This is a genomic window from Peribacillus sp. NPDC058002 (assembly GCF_042886655.1).
Taxonomy (GTDB): Bacteria; Bacillota; Bacilli; order Bacillales; family DSM-1321; genus Peribacillus; species Peribacillus aracenensis.
On record NZ_JBHVQU010000006.1, the window covers coordinates 1 to 21,384 of the forward strand.

General features: G+C 39.3%; 25 protein-coding genes and 1 pseudogene. 10 read left to right on the plus strand and 16 right to left on the minus strand.

Annotated elements, in window-relative coordinates; all coding sequences use genetic code 11:
- The first annotated feature begins 79 nt into the window (after positions 1 to 79).
- The 8 genes from ACFVSH_RS02425 (at position 80) to ACFVSH_RS02460 (ending at position 3,372) form a co-directional block, all read left to right on the plus strand.
- Positions 80 to 295 carry a hypothetical protein gene (locus tag ACFVSH_RS02425; protein ID WP_387704671.1) on the plus strand — a complete coding sequence of 72 codons (216 nt, stop codon included), beginning with the start codon at positions 80 to 82 and terminating at the stop codon, positions 293 to 295.
- Positions 282 to 1,118 (plus strand): LPO_1073/Vpar_1526 family protein, encoded by an 837-nt coding sequence (locus tag ACFVSH_RS02430; RefSeq protein WP_387704673.1) that lies wholly within the window; start codon positions 282 to 284, stop codon positions 1,116 to 1,118. The genes ACFVSH_RS02425 and ACFVSH_RS02430 overlap by 14 nt, the downstream gene beginning before the upstream one ends.
- 128 nt (positions 1,119 to 1,246) lie before the next feature.
- Positions 1,247 to 1,540 carry a peptidoglycan-binding domain-containing protein gene (locus ACFVSH_RS02435; protein ID WP_387704675.1) on the plus strand — a complete coding sequence of 98 codons (294 nt, stop codon included), beginning with the start codon at positions 1,247 to 1,249 and terminating at the stop codon, positions 1,538 to 1,540.
- Complete coding sequence (locus tag ACFVSH_RS02440) at positions 1,540 to 1,728, plus strand: hypothetical protein (protein ID WP_387704677.1); 189 nt, start codon at positions 1,540 to 1,542, stop codon at positions 1,726 to 1,728. The genes ACFVSH_RS02435 and ACFVSH_RS02440 overlap by 1 nt, the downstream gene beginning before the upstream one ends.
- Positions 1,729 to 1,823: 95 nt before the next feature.
- Positions 1,824 to 2,243: a hypothetical protein gene (locus ACFVSH_RS02445; protein WP_387704679.1), complete on the plus strand. Its 420-nt coding sequence runs from the start codon at positions 1,824 to 1,826 to the stop codon at positions 2,241 to 2,243.
- A 152-nt stretch (positions 2,244 to 2,395) separates the two neighbouring features.
- Positions 2,396 to 2,815: an ATP-dependent DNA ligase gene (locus tag ACFVSH_RS02450; RefSeq protein ID WP_387704681.1), complete on the plus strand. Its 420-nt coding sequence runs from the start codon at positions 2,396 to 2,398 to the stop codon at positions 2,813 to 2,815.
- Positions 2,806 to 3,135 carry a hypothetical protein gene (locus ACFVSH_RS02455; protein WP_387704683.1) on the plus strand — a complete coding sequence of 110 codons (330 nt, stop codon included), beginning with the start codon at positions 2,806 to 2,808 and terminating at the stop codon, positions 3,133 to 3,135. Before ACFVSH_RS02450 ends, ACFVSH_RS02455 begins: the two co-directional genes overlap by 10 nt.
- A gap of 81 nt (positions 3,136 to 3,216) precedes the next feature.
- A complete protein-coding gene (locus ACFVSH_RS02460) occupies positions 3,217 to 3,372 on the plus strand; it encodes an LIM domain-containing protein (RefSeq protein WP_214768178.1) in 156 nt (51 codons plus the stop codon).
- Positions 3,373 to 3,496: 124 nt separating this feature from the next.
- On the opposite strand, the gene ACFVSH_RS02465 is transcribed toward ACFVSH_RS02460, so the two are convergent.
- Positions 3,497 to 3,739: a hypothetical protein gene (locus tag ACFVSH_RS02465; protein WP_387704684.1), complete on the minus strand. Its 243-nt coding sequence runs from the start codon at positions 3,737 to 3,739 to the stop codon at positions 3,497 to 3,499.
- Positions 3,740 to 4,029: 290 nt separating this feature from the next.
- Between ACFVSH_RS02465 and ACFVSH_RS02470 the strand changes: the two genes are divergently transcribed.
- The gene (locus tag ACFVSH_RS02470; RefSeq protein WP_387704778.1) at positions 4,030 to 4,296 is read left to right on the plus strand and encodes a YolD-like family protein; all 267 of its coding nucleotides are present in this window, start codon (positions 4,030 to 4,032) and stop codon (positions 4,294 to 4,296) included.
- Between the two features lie 72 nt (positions 4,297 to 4,368).
- Positions 4,369 to 4,578, plus strand: a complete 210-nt coding sequence (locus ACFVSH_RS02475) for a hypothetical protein (RefSeq protein WP_387704685.1) — start codon at positions 4,369 to 4,371, stop codon at positions 4,576 to 4,578.
- Positions 4,579 to 5,318: 740 nt separating this feature from the next.
- On the opposite strand, the gene ACFVSH_RS02480 is transcribed toward ACFVSH_RS02475, so the two are convergent.
- The 15 genes and pseudogenes from ACFVSH_RS02480 to hutU form a co-directional block, all read right to left on the minus strand.
- Positions 5,319 to 5,978, minus strand: coding sequence for an excalibur calcium-binding domain-containing protein (locus tag ACFVSH_RS02480; protein ID WP_387704686.1), 660 nt, complete (start codon positions 5,976 to 5,978; stop codon positions 5,319 to 5,321).
- 961 nt (positions 5,979 to 6,939) lie between these two features.
- Entirely contained in the window at positions 6,940 to 7,371 is a 432-nt protein-coding gene (locus ACFVSH_RS02485; RefSeq protein ID WP_387704687.1) for an ASCH domain-containing protein, read from the minus strand.
- Between the two features lie 267 nt (positions 7,372 to 7,638).
- Positions 7,639 to 8,766 (minus strand): tyrosine recombinase XerS, encoded by a 1,128-nt coding sequence (xerS, locus tag ACFVSH_RS02490; protein WP_387704689.1) that lies wholly within the window; start codon positions 8,764 to 8,766, stop codon positions 7,639 to 7,641.
- A 133-nt stretch (positions 8,767 to 8,899) separates the two neighbouring features.
- Positions 8,900 to 9,061: a hypothetical protein gene (locus ACFVSH_RS02495; RefSeq protein ID WP_387704691.1), complete on the minus strand. Its 162-nt coding sequence runs from the start codon at positions 9,059 to 9,061 to the stop codon at positions 8,900 to 8,902.
- 15 nt (positions 9,062 to 9,076) lie between these two features.
- Positions 9,077 to 9,481, minus strand: a complete 405-nt coding sequence (gene hepT, locus ACFVSH_RS02500; protein ID WP_289336523.1) for a type VII toxin-antitoxin system HepT family RNase toxin — start codon at positions 9,479 to 9,481, stop codon at positions 9,077 to 9,079.
- A complete protein-coding gene (gene mntA, locus ACFVSH_RS02505; protein WP_387704693.1) occupies positions 9,471 to 9,878 on the minus strand; it encodes a type VII toxin-antitoxin system MntA family adenylyltransferase antitoxin in 408 nt (135 codons plus the stop codon). Before mntA ends, hepT begins: the two co-directional genes overlap by 11 nt.
- A gap of 269 nt (positions 9,879 to 10,147) precedes the next feature.
- Positions 10,148 to 10,273: a hypothetical protein gene (locus ACFVSH_RS02510; protein WP_387704695.1), complete on the minus strand. Its 126-nt coding sequence runs from the start codon at positions 10,271 to 10,273 to the stop codon at positions 10,148 to 10,150.
- Positions 10,274 to 10,639: 366 nt separating this feature from the next.
- Positions 10,640 to 12,160 (minus strand): histidine ammonia-lyase, encoded by a 1,521-nt coding sequence (hutH, locus tag ACFVSH_RS02515; RefSeq protein WP_387704697.1) that lies wholly within the window; start codon positions 12,158 to 12,160, stop codon positions 10,640 to 10,642.
- A gap of 144 nt (positions 12,161 to 12,304) precedes the next feature.
- Positions 12,305 to 13,471: a M20/M25/M40 family metallo-hydrolase gene (locus ACFVSH_RS02520; protein ID WP_387704699.1), complete on the minus strand. Its 1,167-nt coding sequence runs from the start codon at positions 13,469 to 13,471 to the stop codon at positions 12,305 to 12,307.
- Between the two features lie 37 nt (positions 13,472 to 13,508).
- The gene (gene hutI / locus ACFVSH_RS02525) at positions 13,509 to 14,759 is read right to left on the minus strand and encodes an imidazolonepropionase (RefSeq protein WP_387704700.1); all 1,251 of its coding nucleotides are present in this window, start codon (positions 14,757 to 14,759) and stop codon (positions 13,509 to 13,511) included.
- A gap of 533 nt (positions 14,760 to 15,292) precedes the next feature.
- Complete coding sequence (locus tag ACFVSH_RS02530; protein WP_144551270.1) at positions 15,293 to 16,786, minus strand: sodium:solute symporter family protein; 1,494 nt, start codon at positions 16,784 to 16,786, stop codon at positions 15,293 to 15,295.
- On the minus strand, positions 16,783 to 16,983 hold the full coding sequence (locus ACFVSH_RS02535) for a DUF3311 domain-containing protein (protein WP_098177425.1): 201 nt from the start codon (positions 16,981 to 16,983) through the stop codon (positions 16,783 to 16,785). Before ACFVSH_RS02535 ends, ACFVSH_RS02530 begins: the two co-directional genes overlap by 4 nt.
- Before the next feature lie 319 nt (positions 16,984 to 17,302).
- On the minus strand, positions 17,303 to 18,688 hold the full coding sequence (locus tag ACFVSH_RS02540) for an amino acid permease (RefSeq protein ID WP_387704780.1): 1,386 nt from the start codon (positions 18,686 to 18,688) through the stop codon (positions 17,303 to 17,305).
- Between the two features lie 228 nt (positions 18,689 to 18,916).
- Positions 18,917 to 19,156: pseudogene (locus tag ACFVSH_RS02545) on the minus strand (glutamate dehydrogenase); the annotation flags it as partial.
- Between the two features lie 153 nt (positions 19,157 to 19,309).
- Positions 19,310 to 21,031 (minus strand): urocanate hydratase, encoded by a 1,722-nt coding sequence (gene hutU / locus ACFVSH_RS02550; RefSeq protein WP_387704703.1) that lies wholly within the window; start codon positions 21,029 to 21,031, stop codon positions 19,310 to 19,312.
- Positions 21,032 to 21,384 lie beyond the last annotated feature (353 nt).

The window sequence follows — 21,384 nt, forward strand, 5'->3', positions numbered from 1 at the left end:
GATTAATAAGTATAGACATCAATAAAATTCATCCTTAATATGAAAATTATTACAATATTTATACTTAAGGGGTCGTATTATGAGCTGGATTAATGATAATAAGGATTGGATTTTTAGTGGGGTAGGAGTAGTTTTAGGATCAGGATTACTAGGCTTAATTTTTAGGAATATAAAAATAAAAAATCAAGAAAAAAATACTCCAAATCAAAGTATTAAATCAGGAAACGATTCAAATAACATTCAAGGCGGAAACGACGTTAAAGTTACCATTGGTGATAAAAATGTTCGGAAGTAATAGAGAAATTAAAGCTGGTGATGGATCGACAAATATTCAAGGTCAAACAGTCCATGTAAACAATAATGGTCTTAGCTACACGGATGTTAAAGAAGTAGCAAATGATGTGTTTGAAAGAAATTTTTATAAATTAGGTGAAGAAGCTGCAGAATTAGCTCAAAAGAGAGCGGAGGATTTGGTCAATAATTACCTGGAAAAATTGAACATAGAAACACCGAATTCGATAAATAATACGAATGATCCAGATATCCAATATGCTATATACAATGCTCAAAAAGCGCATGCCAGGTTGGGGGATGAAGAAATATCAAGATTGTTAGTTAAAGTATTGGTAGATAGAACTAAATCCGTTGATAATTCTCTTCTTAACATAGTGTTAAATGAAACAATTGAAATAATTCCAAAACTAACAACAAAACAGATCGATACCTTAACCTTTTTGTTCCTGGTTGAAGATCTTATTTTAATAAATGATTTACCAGGATATTTAGATTTAGTTAAAAAATTCACACCTGATTATCAGCAGGATTTAAAGTTTTATAGACATTTACAATACACCGGATGTTTATCTATTAGTGTGGGAGAAAAAAATATATATAAGATAATAGAACTTAAGTATTCAGGTTTATTGGCAAATCAGGATGTTAAAAGCATAATAAATGGAATGGATAATGATTTTGAAAAGGTTGATTTGTATTGGAATACTTCGAGAGCAAAACACTCTTCGCTTACAAGTGTTGGAGTTGCAATTGGATACGCTAACCTTTTTAATAAAACGGGATTTCAGCTTGAGGGAGATTTAAGTATTTTTATAAATGAATAGGCATGTGAGGATTTTCTTATGAGAAAATCGATCTTCAGAAAGTTAGAGTAATAAGGAACATCAAAAAGGCGATCGAATGCGGTCGCCTTTTTGCGTTGTTCAAATTTTATCGAAGGGAGTATTAACACATGGCGGAACCGGGCGGTGTGAAGGAATCAATATCAGTCACGAAGCCAACAATTGCTAAGCCACTCGTAAAGCCTGCCGCCAAACCTACGGCCTCTATCGTAAAGTATCCAGGCAAGGTAATTAAAATCGGATCACGCGGTAAAGACGTTGAGCGGATTCAGCGTGCGGTCGGCGTAAAGCCTGACGGTATTTACGGCAAAGGAACGGCAGTTGCAGTCAAGGCGTATCAGAAACGTAAGAAGCTTTCTGCGGACGGAATCGTTGGGGCTAAAACATGGGCGGTGATGTTCTAATGATGACGATAATCAAGCGGATAAAATTCCAATACCTTTTCTCCTTCGGACTGCTGATCGTTTTGTCGGCGGCCTTATTTGTGTTTTACGGGGATGAGCAGACGCGGAACCTTATTATCGGCGCGTTGGTGATGAACTTCGGCCAGATTACGGGATCCTTCTTTCCGAAGAAACACGAAGAAATTTAACGAAATAAATGCGGAAGCCTACGCAAAAATGAACCCATTCGTAGGCGGATGCGTACATATAATTATAAGACAAAATGAAAAGGGACGGTGCTTTTATGGGATTTTGGGGACAAGTAATTAAACCTCGGATTCAAGTCAGCGTATTGGCAGGCGGTCACGTATTAACTGATGGTATCGAAGGTAATGAAAGCATTAACAGAATGACTATAATGAAGTGGGGGCAGCCAGGTGAGGTCAAGTTTACAACTGCATTTGGACAAAAATACTTCAAACTTTCCAGGATTGAGTGGGAACATGATGAAAGTCGAAACGTCGGGAAATCTAAAAACAGCACGATTCTAAGTACTGCTCTTGTAGGTTCAGTCGGTGCAATCACTGATATAGCAGTCCGAGCAATGAAAAAAGAAACTTCAAACGCTTACATTTATTTATTCGACGAAGAAGGCGAGGAACACAAAACCCTTATTCAGTGCACAAAGGAACAATTTACTGAAATATCGCGCATAATTAACTAACCTCGGCCACTAGGTCGGGGTTTTCCTAATAATCTACCAACATTTGAAAATAGTGCGCTCTCTCTGCGGGAATTACGTTGTTCATATCGCCAATGCTATTACACAAATCCGATGCTCCCTTCGACGACTCCGACTATTTAACGGAGCTGAAGTTGGACGGCATCCGCTTAATATATTCCGTTGATGCGGCCGGTAAGGTCCGCTTATATACGCGTCATAATAACGAAGTGACCGCCAAGTTTCCCGAGTTACATTCGCTCGATCTACCGCCAGGCACTACGCTCGACGGGGAGCTCATTTCAACTGACCCCGCAGGCAAGCCGGACTTTGAAGCGATGATGAGCCGGTTTCAGAGTAATCACGCTAGCACCCCCGTCACTTTCGCTGCATTCGACGTCCTGCAGCACGAAGGACAGTCCGGTACTAGCCTTCCGCTGCTCGATCGCAAGGAGATACTTGCCGACCTGGTGCCAAAGGATTCCCCCCTACTTTCGAAGGTGAAGTTCATCGAAGGTCACCGCGCTGCTATTACGATGCAGTTTGCGGGCAGGCGCTTGAAGGCGTGGTACTGAAACTTAAGGACTCGCGCTACGAAGTCGGTAAACGCTCGCACAGCTGGCTGAAGGTGATTAATTATCAATATGACGATGTGTACGTAGTTGGCCGTCGGAAGGGCGAGTTCGGCTGGCTGCTTAATTTCGATGACGGTCGTTATTCTGGAGTTATGGAGCTCGGCGTGCCTCCGGTTGCTAAACACAAAGTTTATGCGGCTCAGGCGATTGATGAATCGGAGCGCTACGAGTACATTGCGCCGATTAAATGCCGAGTTAAATATCGCAATCTAACAAAGGCGGGCATGCTGCGCTTGCCTAGTTTCGTAGAGTTCGTCTAATGGCGGGCTCCTTTTTATGTAATTATTGCGATGGATTGGGCATAGAAATATACGGAGAACGACACCTAGGAGAGTGACAGCATGAGTGATTACAAAACGGGTAACTCCGGTTCACTGTATGACTACAATGGGCGTGATTCTTTCGAGTGTGCAGAATGTCGTCAAACTTTAAGCGATAACGAAACGTATGAGGCGTACGGAAATATATATTGCGGAACGTGCTATCAAGGAAAATAATCGACCAATACGGTCGGTTTTTCTTTTGTATATTTTTAGAACGTCAGCTTGTACGAGGTCGTTAATGAGCGAATTAAAGTGGTTGAGGGGAGGCCGAATAAAAAAAGCCCGCTGATAGCACGGACTAACACGGGCCGACAATAACAATCTCTTCAATGTTTCTAATCGGGACACAAAAATCCCTACCTTCCCTCCTATGTTTCACAGAAATCATACTTACTTCAGGATGATGACCGGAAATCAACCCCTCTACTTCGCGAGACTCGTTTCCTACAAAATAAGTAACTGAAATAATCAAATTGTTCTCGTAGAAGAAATCAAAAAGAGAATATTTCTCATCAGTCTTAAAAGAATTACGATCAGCCATTAATATCACCTCAGTATTATATACGTTGTTAAGCACTAGCTTAGAACGAGAGATAGCGAAGTATTAGACAAATATATGCTAGCTAACTTACTTTGACTTACGAACATGCATTTGTATATACTGAGGTGAAAAAAGAGGGTGTCAGCGTGAGACTCTCTTTAGCGGGAGGTACATACGATGAACGAACGACTAAAAGACCGAGGGCTACAGAAATGGCAAGGAATGATATTTCTGTAGCAAAAGGCGATGTTTAACGAGATGCTGCGGGACGATCAACGCCAACTAAGCGGATTGCCGACGAGTACGAGCTAGCGGAGCTCAACGAAAAGCTCCACTATGCTTTAGCGTATAATATGCCAGTGAGGCTGACGGTTTGGGATGACAGATTTACGGAGGACCTGCGCGGGCACATCCATTATATCTATATCGATGAGATTACGAAAGAGGTCCGGCTGAAGGTGGCGGATGGGAGCGTGGAAAGGCTGCGTTTCGAGGCGTTGGTGGGCGTGAAGTTATCGACTAACTGCGTGGATAGGGTTAACAGTTCAATAGAGTAAAAGTGTTGTATATGGTATAAATCTTTCCTCACGAAGAAATGCTGTAAGAAACGGTGTTTAGGAGGAATTGACGTGGATGAAAAGAAGAAACCTTTCGAATTCAAGAAAAAGAGTGGAAATACCACAATAATCATTCATTCTGATTTAATGAAACTAACGGAAGAGGAACGTGAGCAGTGGTACAAAGATGAATTGGCGAAGGGTAACCCGGTTCTACTGAATATAGTTAGGGCTATGAATGATTGTTATCGTCCATACAGTAAGGATAAGAAAACAGATTAGAAGAAGTGGTGTGGAAGAAGAGAAGAAGCATTATGCGAAGACTTTATAGATTAGGGGAGTCGTGGTCCATTCCAAGTTTTTGTTCATGTCTGAAGAAGAGAGAAATCAGTGGTTCAAGGAACAGAAGGCAGCAGGAAATCCTGACCTACTGGCGCTCGAAAGAACAGTCAACGAGGCTTATCGTAAGATTTGTTAGAATGAGGATTCATGAATTATTTCGAAATGGTATAGAAAAAGCGACCGCAATGGTCACCCGTAATAAGGAACCTAGAGGTTTTTTCTGTCTACGGAGTTCTGGAAAAACCGTAGTTGGAGTTCCCCCGATTATACATTAAAATAAAAGGAATTGATTCAAGAAAATGCAAATGTTTATTTTGATTTTTTTATTCCGTCTCACTGCAACAAGATCACTTGTGTTTTAAGATGGATTTTTTTGTGCACCATTAACTTCCTATAATTTATCTTATGTAAACTCAAAAAAATTCAAACTATGTGTGTTAATTCTACATAATCAAGAGCCGAGATAGCGGTTCTTGCCATTGCTTTTCCAGCTAATAACATGGCATCATGGGCGAAAGAAGGTAGCCAACAGGACTTTTGAAGAGCCAGAAATACCTAATTAACATAGGAAAAATCACTATTCTTTATATCTGCTTATAAAAAATTAAAAAGGTTTCGGGAACTTTCCGAAACCTTTTTGTCTACAAATTGGGGCTCTATAAGATAGAGCCTATATTTTATTACCTTTCACAAGCATAGTTGTCTTTATCGCGGTCCATACTTGGTACATAAGCAGGATGACCAGCTGGAACACCGTTTGGATATGTACCTCGTAAATCGGTACAGTTTGCGAAATCTTCCCTTTCTCCTGACGATGTAGAAGCAGTTGATTGATTTGAATTTTCTTTTGCAGTAGAAGTATCTTTACTTGCAAGTTGAGTATTTAAACTATCAACTTCGTTTTGCAAACTTGTATTTTTAGTTGTTAGATCACTAATCTGTTTATTTAATGAATCTTTTTCTGATGATAATGCCTTTTTTTCTTCTTCCAATGTTTTTAAATTATTTTCATATTCGGTAATATTAGAAGCTGTTTCTTTAATTTCTGACTCAAGATCCGTAATTTGTTTTTCAAGCTTCGTATTTTCTAATTTTAAAGTTTTATTCTCAGTTGTTAACTTTGTATTTTGTTCTATTTCATCATCAAGTTTAGCTTGAACTCCTGTATCCAAAAACGATATTCCAACAATAAAAAATATTATTCCACCAATGAGCGAAGGATAAAAAATCTTTTTAGATAGTGCTCTTTCTTTGTTTTTCATCTTTTTGATGAAATGGTAGAGTAGGTAAAAAAAAGAATATAAAATAGCGAGAAAACCTAATAGTGCGATGGCAGGCATAACTAACACTCCCTAAAATATAATCATTGCTAACCACTAAGATTTATAATTTTAGACTAAAAAAACAAGCGGCTTATTTTTTGAAACTTCCTTCCTAGTATATATCTATAATTCTACAAAAAAATACAATTTCCTTTTTAAATGTTTAGATAGGCCCTTACATATCACCATATATTTTTATGATTGATTTTGTAATAGCAATTAATTGTATGGGGGATTTTAGAATCATTTTTATTACTTAAACCCCCAATTACGGAGGTAGCATATTGCGAAAGTAGAAGCGGACCAATGAAAAAAGATGGTTCTCTAGGTATATCCTTTTTGATCGATAGCTTATTTTATTTATGTAACAAAAAGAAAGCTGTTTAAGAAAGCTTTTAAAATGGTAATTGGTGAGGAAACAGTATTTTTGGGGCTGAAAATTTGAGTGATTTATTATTTGAGGTGGCTTTTACTTTATGACCTTAACTAAAGAGTAGCTCCCTATATTGGTAGCAATTGTTGCAGCATCATTAGCATATTTATATACAAAAGAAATAATAAGCTTAATAATTTTTTTGCTCAGGTGAAGGAGAGCTTAGAGGGCATATAAGGATCAATGTATTTTGACTTAAGAATTATTCTCCAAATTGAGGATGAGTTTGAAAAAAACCATGAAGTACAAAAATGGTTTAATAAGCATGGTCGTATTGAGATGTCTCTTTTCAAATTGGGTGACCGTAATCTGATAAATTCTTATTTAGATTTAGAAAAGGAATATAGGAAACACAGAAACAGAACACATATAGATCAAAAAGCGTTCTTAATTAACTTGGAGCGCTTTTACAGCAGGTTAGATAAACACTATTGGAATTCATTCCAATCTTTCTATAATGACTATAACTGGTTTAATACAGTTCTAAATAGACAAGTGGGTTCCTGAAGGAGCAGATTCAGCGCATCGTGTGCAATGTATCAGCTCCTATAAAATTAAAACATGCTCCCATAATCCTAGCTTTCCCTTTGCTGGAATAAATTCATCCAGCATCTGCATATCCTCAACTACCCAAGCATAACCTCCCACTATAAAGTTACCCATAAAATAGTCATTCCCTGATACGATTCGACCATCCTCCAGAATGGCCCATGTCTCATTGTTTTCAGTTACCTTCAAACAATCTACAAGTTTGCATACAGCAATGATCTGGCCAGTTGGAAGATTCCCTGGTGTGTATCCGTGCTTACCAAGCAACGACTTTATGGCTATATGGTTAGAGACGTCTTTATCTATTTTTTTACTTGTGTGAATGGCAAGTGGCCCCCGATAATTCGTTCTCCATGACCTTGTTTCATATGTTGCCTCTCTAAGGACAAAAAGGCTTGCCCACGGCTGAATCATTGATAAAACCTTCATTCTGACAGCCTCCAACCTAAAGAAGTTTATTTTGATTATAGAGTGTCCCTTTAAAGGAATATTATGAGCAAAAGGCAGAATATCAGTTCACGGAGTTCCAATTTATGAGGCATGTGTCATGACCAGTGATCATTAATATCATATATTAATCAGCGAACTATTTTTGTTGGGTTTTACAAACTCACTAGATGTGATTGGGCACGAACTTACAACGATGTAGAATGCGCTATTATAAAAAAAGGCGAAGACTAGAAATCTTCTCCTTTTTTAATCCTTTTCACGATAATTGGTTCTTCTCTCACCCAGCTGTTTCGCAGCCTTTTTAGCCTTCTCCTGTTCAGGGTTTGTATAGAGGGCAGCCGTTGTGGTTGAAGTATGACCGAGTTGAGTCATCAGCAAATGAATATCTCCTGACTGCTCCATTAAATTCGTCCCATAGGTATGCCTCAGTTTGTGTGGGGACATAGATTTATTGGACTTAAAGGCCTTCGTGTATTTCTTTACTAAAGCCTCGATGGCGCGGTTGGAAAGGGGGGTGGCTCCATCATTCACCCTTGTCAAGAATACATAGGCCGCATCATCGTTAGATCCCCTATAACGTTCCGATCGCACAGCTAGGTAATCTTTTATGTCCTGCATGGACGGGGGAGAGACTGCCACTACATCCTTTTTTCCACCCTTACGTAACACATGTATTTGTTTTTCCTCGAAATCCAAGTCTCGTAACCTTAAGTTGGATAACTCATTCACCCGGATGCCACTTCCTAAGAAGAGGGATAAGATCGCAAAGTCACGTTCCTTGTCCCTTTTAAAGTATATGAGTTTCCTGGACTTTTCAGGTAGCTCTCTTTCATAGTCATGCTTCACGAATTCAAGAAACCGGGCATCCTCATCATTGTGGAAAATCTTAGTCGATATTCTGGAAGCACGGGCCCCCAATGTTTCTTTCACTTTATTCACTTCAATTTTCAACATGACATTCCGATAGAAGTAAGGTTCGCCGTCTTCATTCTCCGTTTGGGTCGTTAAATACTTGAAAAGGGAACGTAATGCTGAAATTTTCCGATTGACGGATACCTTTTCCGCTTTTTTTGTTTCCTGCTTATTGATGGGGATGTTTCTCCGTTCCAAAAATTTGATAAAGGATTGGGCTTCGATCAACTTCAACTTTTCCAGCACGGACAGGGGGATAGCCTTAATATGCTCCTGCTCAGCAATGCCTTCCGCAATCAGCCACTCCAAGAATAATTTATAATCAAGAACATAATTCAAGAGGGTGGAAGGGGACCGGGTATCCAATTTATTGTCAACATATTCAACGATATAGAAGGGCATGGACTTAACCAGCTGTTCCAATTTCTGCTCATGGACTTGATGTTGTCTGGTATTGGCCATTGTTTTACTCCTTTTTTCACTTTAATTTATGCGTAAAATTCAATTTTTACGAATAGTTGTTTACATAATTATATTATGTTCAAGTTACTAACTTGCGTAACAGCCCAAGCACGGAAGGAGAGGGCTGAAATAATTAATTTTTCACAGGAACTTTTACATACTCATATTTTTCTGGATTTTGAAGTTTATGATTTTCGATAGCAGCTTCAGCAGCATCTTTTGTTTCAAAGATTTTATCCACCTTGATTGTTTCTTTATTTGTATGGAGCTCATACACACGGATTTTGTAATTCATCATAAAACTCCTTTATTAAAATTTAAGGATTTGTTTTGTATAGTCAGTAAAATCCTCAAGATGGTTCGCAACAATTTGCTGCAAAATGTCTATATTAACAGTCTGGTAGTCATGAACGGCTATGTTTCTGAAACCCACCATGGCCTTTAATCGTTTGACGGTGTTTTCGTCGATAATTAAAGCCTCATGAAGCATGTCAAAAGCATCTCTGCTGGTTTGGGGCAATCCTAATTTCCGTTCAGCTACAATATGCATAGCCAAGTCGATTGACGCTTCGCAAGCCCTTTGTATATTGAGGATGATGGAGTCTTGTTTGGTATAGTCCTTCAGGTTTTCTGGATTGTTTTCGTATACGACCTTAACCCGATTCATGCAACGTTCTATAACACTGATTTTGTTCAATATCACATCATTCTTCATAGATGGTCCCACTTTCTCCTATTTTTTTCAAGATATTTTCGCGCTCCTCGTTCAATTTAGCGTACATGCTTAGTGCAGTCATTTGGAGGTTTTTAAGAAGAGTGTCATTCGCTGAATATATAACTGTACCGGTAGTATATATTTGGGCTTTAAATACCGTGGATGCTGTACGGATATTGACCAAATCCACCTCGGTTTTCAGAATATCTGCCAATTCCTGTGCCAGCTGAAAAACTTCATATGTAGTAAGCGATTGATTCTCACAGTAGAAAGCAATATCGATATCACTGTCTTTATGTGTAGATTTTTTGGCATAAGAACCAAAGATAATAATGAAAACGGGATCTATTTTTTTTATGAGAGTATCTTGAATGGTTTGAAACATCTCTGTATACATAAGACACGCTCCCTTAATTATTATATGAAGATTATACCAAACATTCATTCTCATGTCTATCTATTCGTAAAACTGAAATTTTACGCAAAGATAATCAATTTACCACACTCTCTTCCTCATCATAAATCTGGAGCTTATGCAAGTTTACTCTTGCCTCCAAATTTTATACGCCTCACCTGGATGTAGTACATCGTTAATTAGCATAAAGTCATCCCGTACAGACCTCGGACAACATTATTTCAATCACACAAAAAGAGCAAACCCGTCGTCTATAGTTGTAGTTCCTGAATAATAAGTGATTTCAAACCCCATAGCTGCGCCACCGATAGGATATTTATAGCTGTCATTTCTCCAAGTACAATCGGAACCCCAAGCATTCCCCCAGGTACATACACAAAGGGAACCTCCCGAAAGTCTTTTGCTCTTTCATCTCTTACAAGTATATATATCTGATTGAAAAACAACGCTAACCGTTTACATGAGGTGCCTATATGACCCTTTTTCGGAAGGTGAACCAAAGAGAGAAAAACCTCGTTGAAATTCAGCGAGGTTTTTTACTATATACAATTTTTATAATCTACTTTGCGGTATTTTTTAACTAACTCCCACTACCTCTTTTATTAACGGGGTATTTTCAGTATCAAACTTTTTTTCTTTTTTTGACTTCACCTACCGCTTCCTTTCATAGTGCATTTTGAAAATCAGTAGTCATTTAATATATTTCAAATCATTAAATTGCACTTTCCTTTTCATTTTAGTTTTTATCTTAATAAATCTTCACGTAAAATAAACTGAGCCAGTTCCTCCATTTGATCTGAAATTGCCCGATCACTTTCTAGAGGAGGGCAAATTAGACGGACTTTTTCTAAATAGTCTCTAGTTGCCTGTGCCAATTGATTTTCAGCTTTTTCCAGATAAATAGCTTGAGAAGCACAAATCATTTCAATCGCTATAACTCTAGCAGAATTATGAATGATTTCCCGAGCTTGACGGGAGCCAATTGTACCCATGCTGACATGATCTTCCTGGTTTGCCGAAGTTGGAATGGAATCAACACTTGCGGGATGTGCTAATACTTTATTCTCGGAAACTAGTGAAGCCGCTGCATATTGAGCAACCATCAGGCCGCACTCTATACCAGGATTGACAGCTAAGAAAGGTGACAATCCGCTTAGTTGCGGATTAACAAGCCTTTCTGTTCTTCGTTCAGAAATATTCGCCCACTCAGCTGCAGCTACTTTCAAAAAGTCCATTGAAAGCGCTATCGGCTGGCCATGGAAATGACCTCCTGAGATGATTTCTCCACTTTCTAAAACAATCGGATTGTCAGTAGCGGAGTTCATTTCTACCTTTAAACGGTCCTCAACATAATTAAATGCTTGCCAAGATGCTCCGTGTACTTGCGGGATACAGCGGATAGAATAAGCATCTTGAATGCGTACTTCCCCTTGGCGTGTAATCCTTCTACTGCCTTCCAGCCAATTTCTCATTCTTGAAGCCACGAATTCCAGCTCCGGATGGGGACGGACAGCTAGTAATTCGCTATCAAAGGCAGATATAACCCCATTAAGCGCTTCCATTGTTAAACAAGCTGCCATATCAGCTGCTAGGCCGACACGCTCCGCTTCATTAAGAGCAAGCACCCCGACACCAGACATTGCCTGAGTTCCGTTTATTAATGCAAGGCCTTCTTTCGCTTCTAAAGAAACCGGTTTCAACCCAGCCCTTTTTAGTGCTTCCTTCCCCTGAAGAATTTCCCCTTTGTATTCTGCTTTACCTTCGCCGACTAGAACGATGGCAATATGTGAAAGCGGTGCGAGGTCTCCGCTAGCACCGACTGAACCTTTACAAGGTACAACCGGGTGAACTCCTTTATTAATCATATCAACAAGTAGCTGCAGAGTTTCTTCCCTGATTCCAGAAAAGCCCTTAGCCAAGGCATTTGCACGTAGTATCATCATCGATCTTACAACCTCAATTGGAAAAGGCTCACCTACACCAACAGCATCTGCACGTAATAAATTTAACTGTAATTTTGAAACATCCTCTTTTTCAATTTCGATATTACTGAGTTTGCCGAATCCTGTGTTGACGCCATACACAACTTTCCCGTCATTAATTTGCTTTTCAATTCGATTGCGGCTCTCTTGTACCCGCAACCGATTTTCTTCGGGAATAGAAACCTTTGCATTGCCATTAACTACCCTTTGTACCTTATAACGATCTAACGTATAACCATCTAATTCTACTAACTCTAGGTCTACTACTCCACTGTTTTGCATTCGTCCATCTCCTCTTGATTTTTTATCTGAATATTTCATCTTCTTGAAACATTATAAAACTAATTCGGCAAAACACAAAAATAATAATTAAATAATATAGTGGTGAATAAATACCACTGTTGGACTTTTTATACATCATTCTAACTATGCATTTTTATGATTTACATACCATTGTTCAATAAGAGCTGCAGTTAATCTCCCCGTGTTTATTAAGTTTTCAATACTAATACTCTCTCTGAACGAATGGATATTTTGGAATCCTAATCCTAGTGTCAGACAAATTAAGCCATTTTCGTTTAACACGTTCGTATCAGCACCACCCAACGTTTCTGTTAAATAAGGGTTGACTTTAATGCTTTGAGCAGCTGTTTCAGCCGTTTTCACTAACATATCATCTTTCGGAATATCAAATCCGCTGTATTTTTTCTCCATTCTAACGTTCACTTTTCCGCCGTTCTTCTCGGCAGCTTGCTGCATAACCTCTTCCATATGCTTTAGCTGCTGATCTAACTTCTCTTTTGAAAAGCTACGTACTTCCCCGGCAACCGTTACACTTCCCGGAATAATCGATGTCAGATTTCCTCCGTTAATAATCCCGATATTGGCAAGCGTCTCTTCATCGATTGTGCCCAATCTCATATTTGACAATCCTTCAGCAGCAATCAGAATGGCATTGTTGCCTTCTTCGGCATTAAGCGCAATATGAGCGGCGTTTCCTTCAACTTCCATCCAAATCCGACTGCTGTAAGGACCTTTCAAAATAATTTGGCCAACATCACCGCTGCTATCGAAAATATAGCCGGTTTTACTTTTTGCCTTCTTGTAATCCATATAGGTTGCTCCAACAAGCCCCGGCTGCTCATTGACAGTTAAAATAAATTCAATCGGACCGTGCGGAACGCCACTTTCAATAATTGCCCGGACTGCTTCTAAATAAGCCGCCAATGCCGCACGGTCGTCCGCGCCTAAAATGGTTGTACCGTCAGAATAAATAACGCCATCTTTAATGACCGGTTTTAATCCTTCTGTTGGCAGCACAGTATCCATATGTGTTGAGAAAAACAATGGAGGAATTGATGGATCTGTTCCTTCGCGAAAAGCAATTAAGTTACCAACTTCGCCACCAAAGTTTTTATTGGCTTCATCGAATTCAATAATAAATCCGAGCTCTGGCAGCGCTTTTTTCAAATAATCTGCAATAAGTTTTTCTTTCGTGCTCGGGGCATTAATTTTAGCCAGTTCTAGAAATAGATCTTGTAAACGTTCAGCATTTACATGTTCAGCAGCGTTAGAGACATGTTTCATTTTCATTATAATTCCCTCCATTGTCTATAAATCTTCTATTAACTTAGCGATTCACTACGACTTTTCCATTTTTGATAACAGTTTGCACAATATTTGTTCCCAGCTCATAGGCAATATGCTTATACGTCGGAACATCCCAAATCTGCAAATCGGCTAATTTCCCTGCTTCAATCACTCCGCGATCATTCAAACCGAGAGCTTGTGCTCCACCATATGAAGCAGCCTTTAGTGCTTCCTCAACAGAAAATTTATACAATCGGCAAGCAAGATTGATGACAAACTGCATTGATTCTGTATAACACGCCGGACAGAGATCCGTTGCTAGTGCGATTTTCATACCTAAATCTAGCATCTTGCGGGCATCAAACGGCCGCTTATGGCTGACAGCAAAGTCTAAAGCTGGCATTAAAACTCCAGTTACTTTTGCCTCTGCCAGCTTTTCCATTACTTCAACAGGTGTATAATTTAAATGGTCAATAGATACCATTTTCATTTCCGCCGCTAAGTCAGAGCCGCCAATATAGGAATAGGCATCTGCATGAATTTTCGGCTTCATCCCTTGCCCTAAGCCGGCGTTTAAAATTAATTCAGATTCTTCAGCCGTAAAATAACCTTCATCACACCAAACATCGCAAAATTCGGCGAGTCCGCGCTCGCCTACTTGCGGAATCATCTCATTAATAATGATGTCCAGATACTCACTTTTCGTCATATTTTCCGGGAAGCCGTGCGCTCCTAAAAATGTATTGTACACGTCAAGAGGCGTCTCTTTGCCAAGCCTTCTGCTTACTTCAAGAATTTTAATTTCACTTTCAGTTGTTAGTCCGTACCCGCTCTTGCTTTCAACCGTTGTGATCCCATATTCAAGCATTGTTAGCAGTCGTTTCTTTGATTGTTCAAATAATTCTTCCTCTGGTGTATTACGAGTAAGTTCGACTGTCCGATTAGGTCCGGTTGTAATTCCGATTTTTTTCAATTTTTCCGAATCATTCCCAGTCAGTTTGGCAGCATATTCTTCAACACGTGTTCCATAAAAAACTAAGTGAGTGTGGGAATCAACAAAACCCGGTGCAACGACTTTCCCACTTGCATCAATAACATCTGTTTGATTTATATCAAAATTACTTTTAACCTCTTCTTCGGATCCAACTCCGACAATTTTATCATCTTTGATGGCAATCCAAGCATTTGTTAATGCTCCGATATCCCCCATGCCTTCCCCTATACAAGTAACTACTTCTGCCGCATTACTGATTACTAAATCGACCTTTGTCTTTACTTTCGTTTCGGACATCTTTACCATACCTCCTCCAAAAAATACTGGAACAAACATTATTAATGCATATTTTGTGCCAAGGTTTCAAAACTAGCGATATATTTCATTATTATTAGAATTAATAGAAAATATCAGTTAAAGAATTTCAAATAACTTTTAAAAATCACCATTTCTAATCCAAACAACAAGCAAAAAGCGCAGATAAAATTTGCACACTATTTCATTTCAAACAATTCAATAATAAATAACACTTAACAATATTAAACTTTTTTAGGTGCAAATAATCCTTGCATGCAGAGGTATGCCTGGAGGAAATCACCGAAAGAGCCGATTTCTTATTCTTTACTGACCTCTTAATACAGCTATGAAAGGGGATTATAGCCAAACCTTAAAAGTAATATATAAAAACGCGATTGTTGTATAAAAACGATTCTCTAAAATCAAATCGTAATCATACGCTTATGTTTATCCAGGACTCAGGATGTCGCGAATCCATTTTTTATACTCATGCAACATACCCAAGTCCTGAGTTTTATAGCCTCATGATTTTTTTAATTATGTTTTAAGACATCTCCCTCAGAATGACTTTGCTTACTGACAACACGAGAACTTCGTGTAGCAAAACTCACGACAGTCATGACTGCGATATTAACAATCAAAGCTATAATCCCGACGTTCACATCCTTAATTTCTTGAGGCAATGTTGGAAATAACGAACTGATAGTCGTTTTAGTTATTGTTGTATAAACGACAGTCGCTGTACCAGCTAAGATTCCCGCGAACGCCCCCTGTTTTGTTACGAAGTTAGTTTGCATTAAGCTAGTGGCCAAAGATGGAAACAGTTGGGTCACCAAGCTTAACCCCATTAAAATGAGAGCGACGATTGTGTTTCCGCTATTCAAAGCAAAATATACAGCAATTAGAGCGATAACAGGCACAAGAACTTTTGCTATTTTCACCACTTTTTGATTTGAAGCGGATGGTGAAAAAACTTGGTAAACGTTTTTCGCCAAGAGGGTCGAGACCGTCATCAAAATCATTGAACCGGGAACAATTGCTGCTAGTAAACCCGCTGCACCGATGATACCGACAAACCAAGGGTTAAACGTTTTGATAGACATGAGCAATAATGCTTGATCAACATCCGGCCCCTTTAAATCCGGAACTTGTAGGATTGCCGCAAATCCAACGAAGAGTACAAGAATAATCAATAATTGATACAACGGCAGGATTATTGCATTTTTACGAAACGCATTTCCGTTTTTGGCTGAATAGGCTGCACCGAAGTATTGTGGCCACATATAAAAGCCGAGTGCGTACAGTATCAGCGTTGAAATGTACCACGACACGCTAAATCCCTTATCGGGGAGCATTAGGTGACCAGGCTTCGCGGCATCAATTGCTTCAAACATCGATTGTATTCCGCCGTAATAGTGGAACGGAATATAAAACCCCAAAAACAAGACAACAACGAGAATTAAAATATCCTTAACAACAGCCGTCCAAGCAGAACCGTGGATACCGGAAATCATCACATAGGCTGTTACTGCAATCATCCCAATCCAAATAGCCATCGTCGAAGAAATTGAGCCATAGGACGCAACTGAAACAATAATCCCCAAGCCTTTCAATTGAAGTACCAGATAGGGAATCAAAGCAAATGTCCCCACTAAAGCTACCAGCACCCCTAAATATAGGCTATTGTACTTCTTTACAAAAAAGTCTGACTGTGACAGCAAATTATGTTTCTTGGCGTACTTCCAAACAGGAGGCAGTAGAAAATAGGAAACTATGTAACACAAGCTCCCAGTAGCAAGAAAATAAAAAATCGGTCCCCCTATTCCATACGCCCACCCACTGGCACCAAGAAAAGTAAACGTAGAATAAATCTCTCCAGCCATTAATAAGATTAGGAAAAGAGTACCGAACCCTCGGCCACCCACCGTCCATTGTTCAAGGTTCATATCTTTGCCTCTTCTCGCTCGAATTCCAAGGTAAAGAGATAGGAGCAGACATCCAAAAATAATGAAGATGGACACGCTCATTCGTTTCCACTCTCCTTTCTCATAGGATCGAATTTATACATAATAGCTAAGAGAATGGATGTGAGAACCACCCACAAAACATTCCAAAATAAGAGAAACGGCATGCCAAGTACGTAAGGAGTCACTCTATTAGCGAAAGGGAGCCCTACTAATAAACCGATAAATGGCAGTAATGCAAGAAAATAAATAGGTTTCATTGATCCGACCACCTCTTTATCCTCTGAATGAGGAGAATAACTTGCTTCAGCCCACACAGTAGCTTGTCAATAATCCTCGGTGACTGACAATTTTATGTTATTGTTACTTTCGGCGATGTGTCTCATATCATTCTTGGATAACTGCGGTTACTCCTTTCCAGGTTTGTTAGAATAACAAACGAAACGTAAAGATTGATACTCTTAAACTTTATTTTTTGTTTTGTTACTTATCGCAGTTATCACCTCTGCTTTAACTGTATGGGGTTTCGATGGACATAAAATTGTTCTATGGTAAGGCTTCTATCCAAAATCACTTGTTTTACTGCTCTTTGAAATCAATCTTACATTCTTCTAACGGGATTACTTTCGATTTCTTTATAAATTTATAGCTGAGCCACAACAAGAGAAACAATGGGAGGCCAATATAGGCTGACAAAACATTTTTCCAATCGATATGTCCACTAATAAAACCTTCAAAGTTTTGTCCGAGCAAGATGACTAAGCAAAGGGCGAAGGCAAATATCGGTCCGAAAGGAAACCATTTTGCACGATAAGGCAGATCTTTAAGTGAATAACCTTGTGCAACATATGCTTTCCGGAATCGGTAATGACTCGCAGCAATACCGAGCCAAAAAATAAATGTCGTGATTCCGACTGAATGCATCAGCCAGATATAAATTGTACCGTCACCAAAGATGGACGCTAAAAAAGCTAGCATTCCAATAATCGCTGTGGCTACCAATGCTATGACGGGAACCCCTCGTTTGTTTACTTTAGCTAAAAATCGTGGCGCTTGTCCGTCTTGAGCCATGGCATACATGATTCGGCTTGTCACGTAAAGGCATCCGTTACCAGCGGACAATACAGAAGTTAAAATAACCGCATTCATAGCAGAAGCTGCAAGAGCGAACCCTGCTTTTTCAAACACGATGGTAAACGGGCTAGCCATGACCGTAGAGTTTTGAAGACTTCCGTTCGTATAAGGAACTAGAAACGAGATAACTAGGATCGCCAGTACATAAAATAGAAGAATTCTCCAAAAGACGGTGCGAACTGCACGCGGTATATTTTTTGAAGGGTTCTCACTTTCCCCAGCAGCGACACCGATGCACTCTGTCCCCGAGAAGGAAAAACCTGCAATTAACAATATGCTTAAGGTGCCAAGGGTACCCCCAACAAACGGAGCTTCCCCAGTGGTAAAGTTATCAAATCCAATCGGCTGTCCATTCATGATTCCAAAAATCATCAATGTTCCAACAACAATGAAGATAATAATCGTTGCCACCTTAATAAAGGAAAACCAATACTCCCCTTCACCAAACCCTTTAACAGATAAAAAGTTTAATAAGAAAAGTAGCATTAAAAACAACCCACTCCATAACAATGACGAACTATCGGGAAACCAGTATTTCATAATCAGTGCAGAAGCAGATAGTTCTGCAGCGAGTGTCATAGCCCAAGCGAACCAATAGTTCCAACCAAAAGCAAAACCAAGGGCGGGATCAATAAATCGTGTGGCATACGTACTAATCGAACCGCTTGTCGGCATAAACGAGGCCAGTTCCCCAAGACTTGTCATAACAAAATAAACCATGATGCCAATCACGCTATACGCAAGTAAAACTCCACCCGGGCCCGCTGTATGGATGGCCGGACCGGTTCCAAGAAAAATTCCAGTTCCGATAGTACCACCCAACGCAATCATCGTAATATGGCGTGCTTTTAATTTTTTTTGTAAGCTAACTGATGACTCATTTTGTTCCACATTTGATGATAATTGCAGCTGTTGATTATCCAAACTAACACCCCTTTAAAATCTTTTGAAGAAATGTGTTACTGCATTAATTTAAAAGGTACCGATATAAGCTGAACGAATACCTAAAAAGAGAAATCTTGCTTCTATTACTAAAAGTCACCTTCACCCGATTACAGTTTAAACCCAGACCCGGAAACGCGAAGTTTCAGCCTTTATTCTTATTCCAACCATATATGCAGCTAATCGCATATCCACTTTTAGGACCTGTGATGTTTGAGAAATATTTTCAAATGAATCGACCATTGCTTTTCGAAGTTTTTCAGAAACCTCATTCTCTGACCAATAATACCCTTGGTTATTCTGAACCCATTCAAAGTAAGAAACGATGACACCACCAGAACACGCCAGTAAATCCGGTCAATACATATTCCTTCGACTCCGATCCATCAGCTCCCTAACAGTAAATTTTTAATAATCTTTACCCTTTCTTCATCCACTAATTTTTAAATATTATTAAGGATAAAAGAATGGTAGAGATCATTCGGACCTCTACCAATGTTTTTGCACGTGTTACGCTTTAACGTTTTCCGGCTCTACATCTTTCGGACCGAATGTTGCTTTTGGCGACCACCATAATGGAATTTGGATGCTTTCTTTCGTTATTTTACCTTTACCATTGGCAACATTTTGAGCAATTTCATAACCAGCTTGAGCATGACGAACAACCCCGATGCCAGAATCAACTGTCATCGCAACTTCTAATCTCATGTCAGATTCAGCTGTTCCGTCTGCAATCATCGTAACACCTGTATGAACAGCCTCACCCATGGAATAATTCGCTTGAAGGGCAATAAGATCACACATACCAACAGCGTTTAGAAGACCGTTCAATACCGGCCAGTCAGAGATTAAGTCACTTCCGTCTTTCATATTTTCAGATTCAAATGTCGGGTTTACGATGGAACCAGAGTCTAAGTTATCACGTGAGAATGCAACCGGTCCGGATAGTTCACCACGGCGGATCATATCATTTACTTCTAATGCAAATGCCTTACGCTGACCAAAGCCCATGTAACAAATACGAGCTGGTAATGCTTCAATTGGAATATGCTCTTTCGCAAGCTTAATCCAGCGCGTTACGAGATAGTCATCGCTAAATTTGTCTAAAATCATATCATCAATTTTCCTTAAATCTTCTGAATCACCTGATAGACAGATCCAGCGGAAAGGTCCACGACCCTCACAGAAGAGCGGACGAAGATATTCAGCTACAAAGCCTGGTAAACGTTTTGCTTCTTTCGCATCCATGCCTGCATCGATACACTCTTTACGGTGACTTGTACCGTATTCAAATGAATGCACACCAAGGTCCATAAATTTGATAAGCGATTTCAACTCACGAACCATCGTTTCACGTGCTTTTTCTAAATAAAGTTCACGATCTATATCACGAAGCTTTTCTGCTTCTTCAACTGTATAACCAGAAGGTAAGTAGGAAATCGGATCGTGGCCAGGAGTCATTGATGTTGAAATATCTGGTAAGAACCCTTTTTGAAGAACTTCTTCAAAAATATCAGCCGCGTTTCCAACTACTGCCACACCAAGTGGTTTCCCTTCAGCTGCATGTTGTTTTGCCATCGCAATCGCTTCATCCAATGAATCTGCCAAACAATCAATAAATCCTTTTTCAATTCTTCTCTTAATAATCTCTACGTTAGAGTCACATAGAATCGCTACTCCTCCGTGCATCGTCATGGCTCTCGTTTGATTTCCACCCATACCACCAGCACCGGCTGTTAAAAGAATTTTTCCAACAAGGGAATCATTGTAGTGAAGGCGTGCAATTGCTGACAAGGTTTCAAATGTCCCTTGGATGACCCCTTGTGTACCGATATACTCCCATGGAGCTGCTGTATAGTTTGCATACATCGTTAAGTTTTTATCTTGTAAATCATAGAAAGTCGGCCAGTCCGCTTTCATAATATTTGTCGTTGCCATAACAACTGTCGGAGCATATTTATGTGTTTTAAACACCGCAACAGGCATACCGGATTGAACAACAAGTGTTTCATCATCTTCAAGCTCTTTTAACGATTTGACGATTGCATGGTAAGACTCCCAGTTACGTGCTGCTTTACCAATCCCACCGTAAATTACAAGCTCTTCCGGTTTTTCTGCGTTTTCCATATTGTTTTCAAGCATCCGTAAAATAGACTCTTGTCTCCAACCTTTACAACGAAGTTCAGGTCCCCTTTGTGCTTTAACTGAATATAAGATTTCTGGTTTTGACATGTACTATTCCCCCTAAATTAAATTAAGTATTTACTGTACTCGCTTTTATATATTGCAAGTACCGTGCCAAAGGAGTCTAATTTTATGGGATTTTCTAATTTTACAGAAAACACTGTCTATAATCGGCTATTTTTAAATTCCCCCTAATATAACCGGATTACCATTTTACAAAAGTTGGTTATTTGTCCAGAAGAAATCGCAGATGTTTTTTGCATCTATTTCATTGAAATCATTCGAATATTTAAAAAAATGTAAACGGTTACATCATTAATTGCAGCAGATAAATTTTGCATGCAGACTATTTGAAATATTTGAAATTAATGTTATATTCAAGGGGACATTAAACGTGAGAC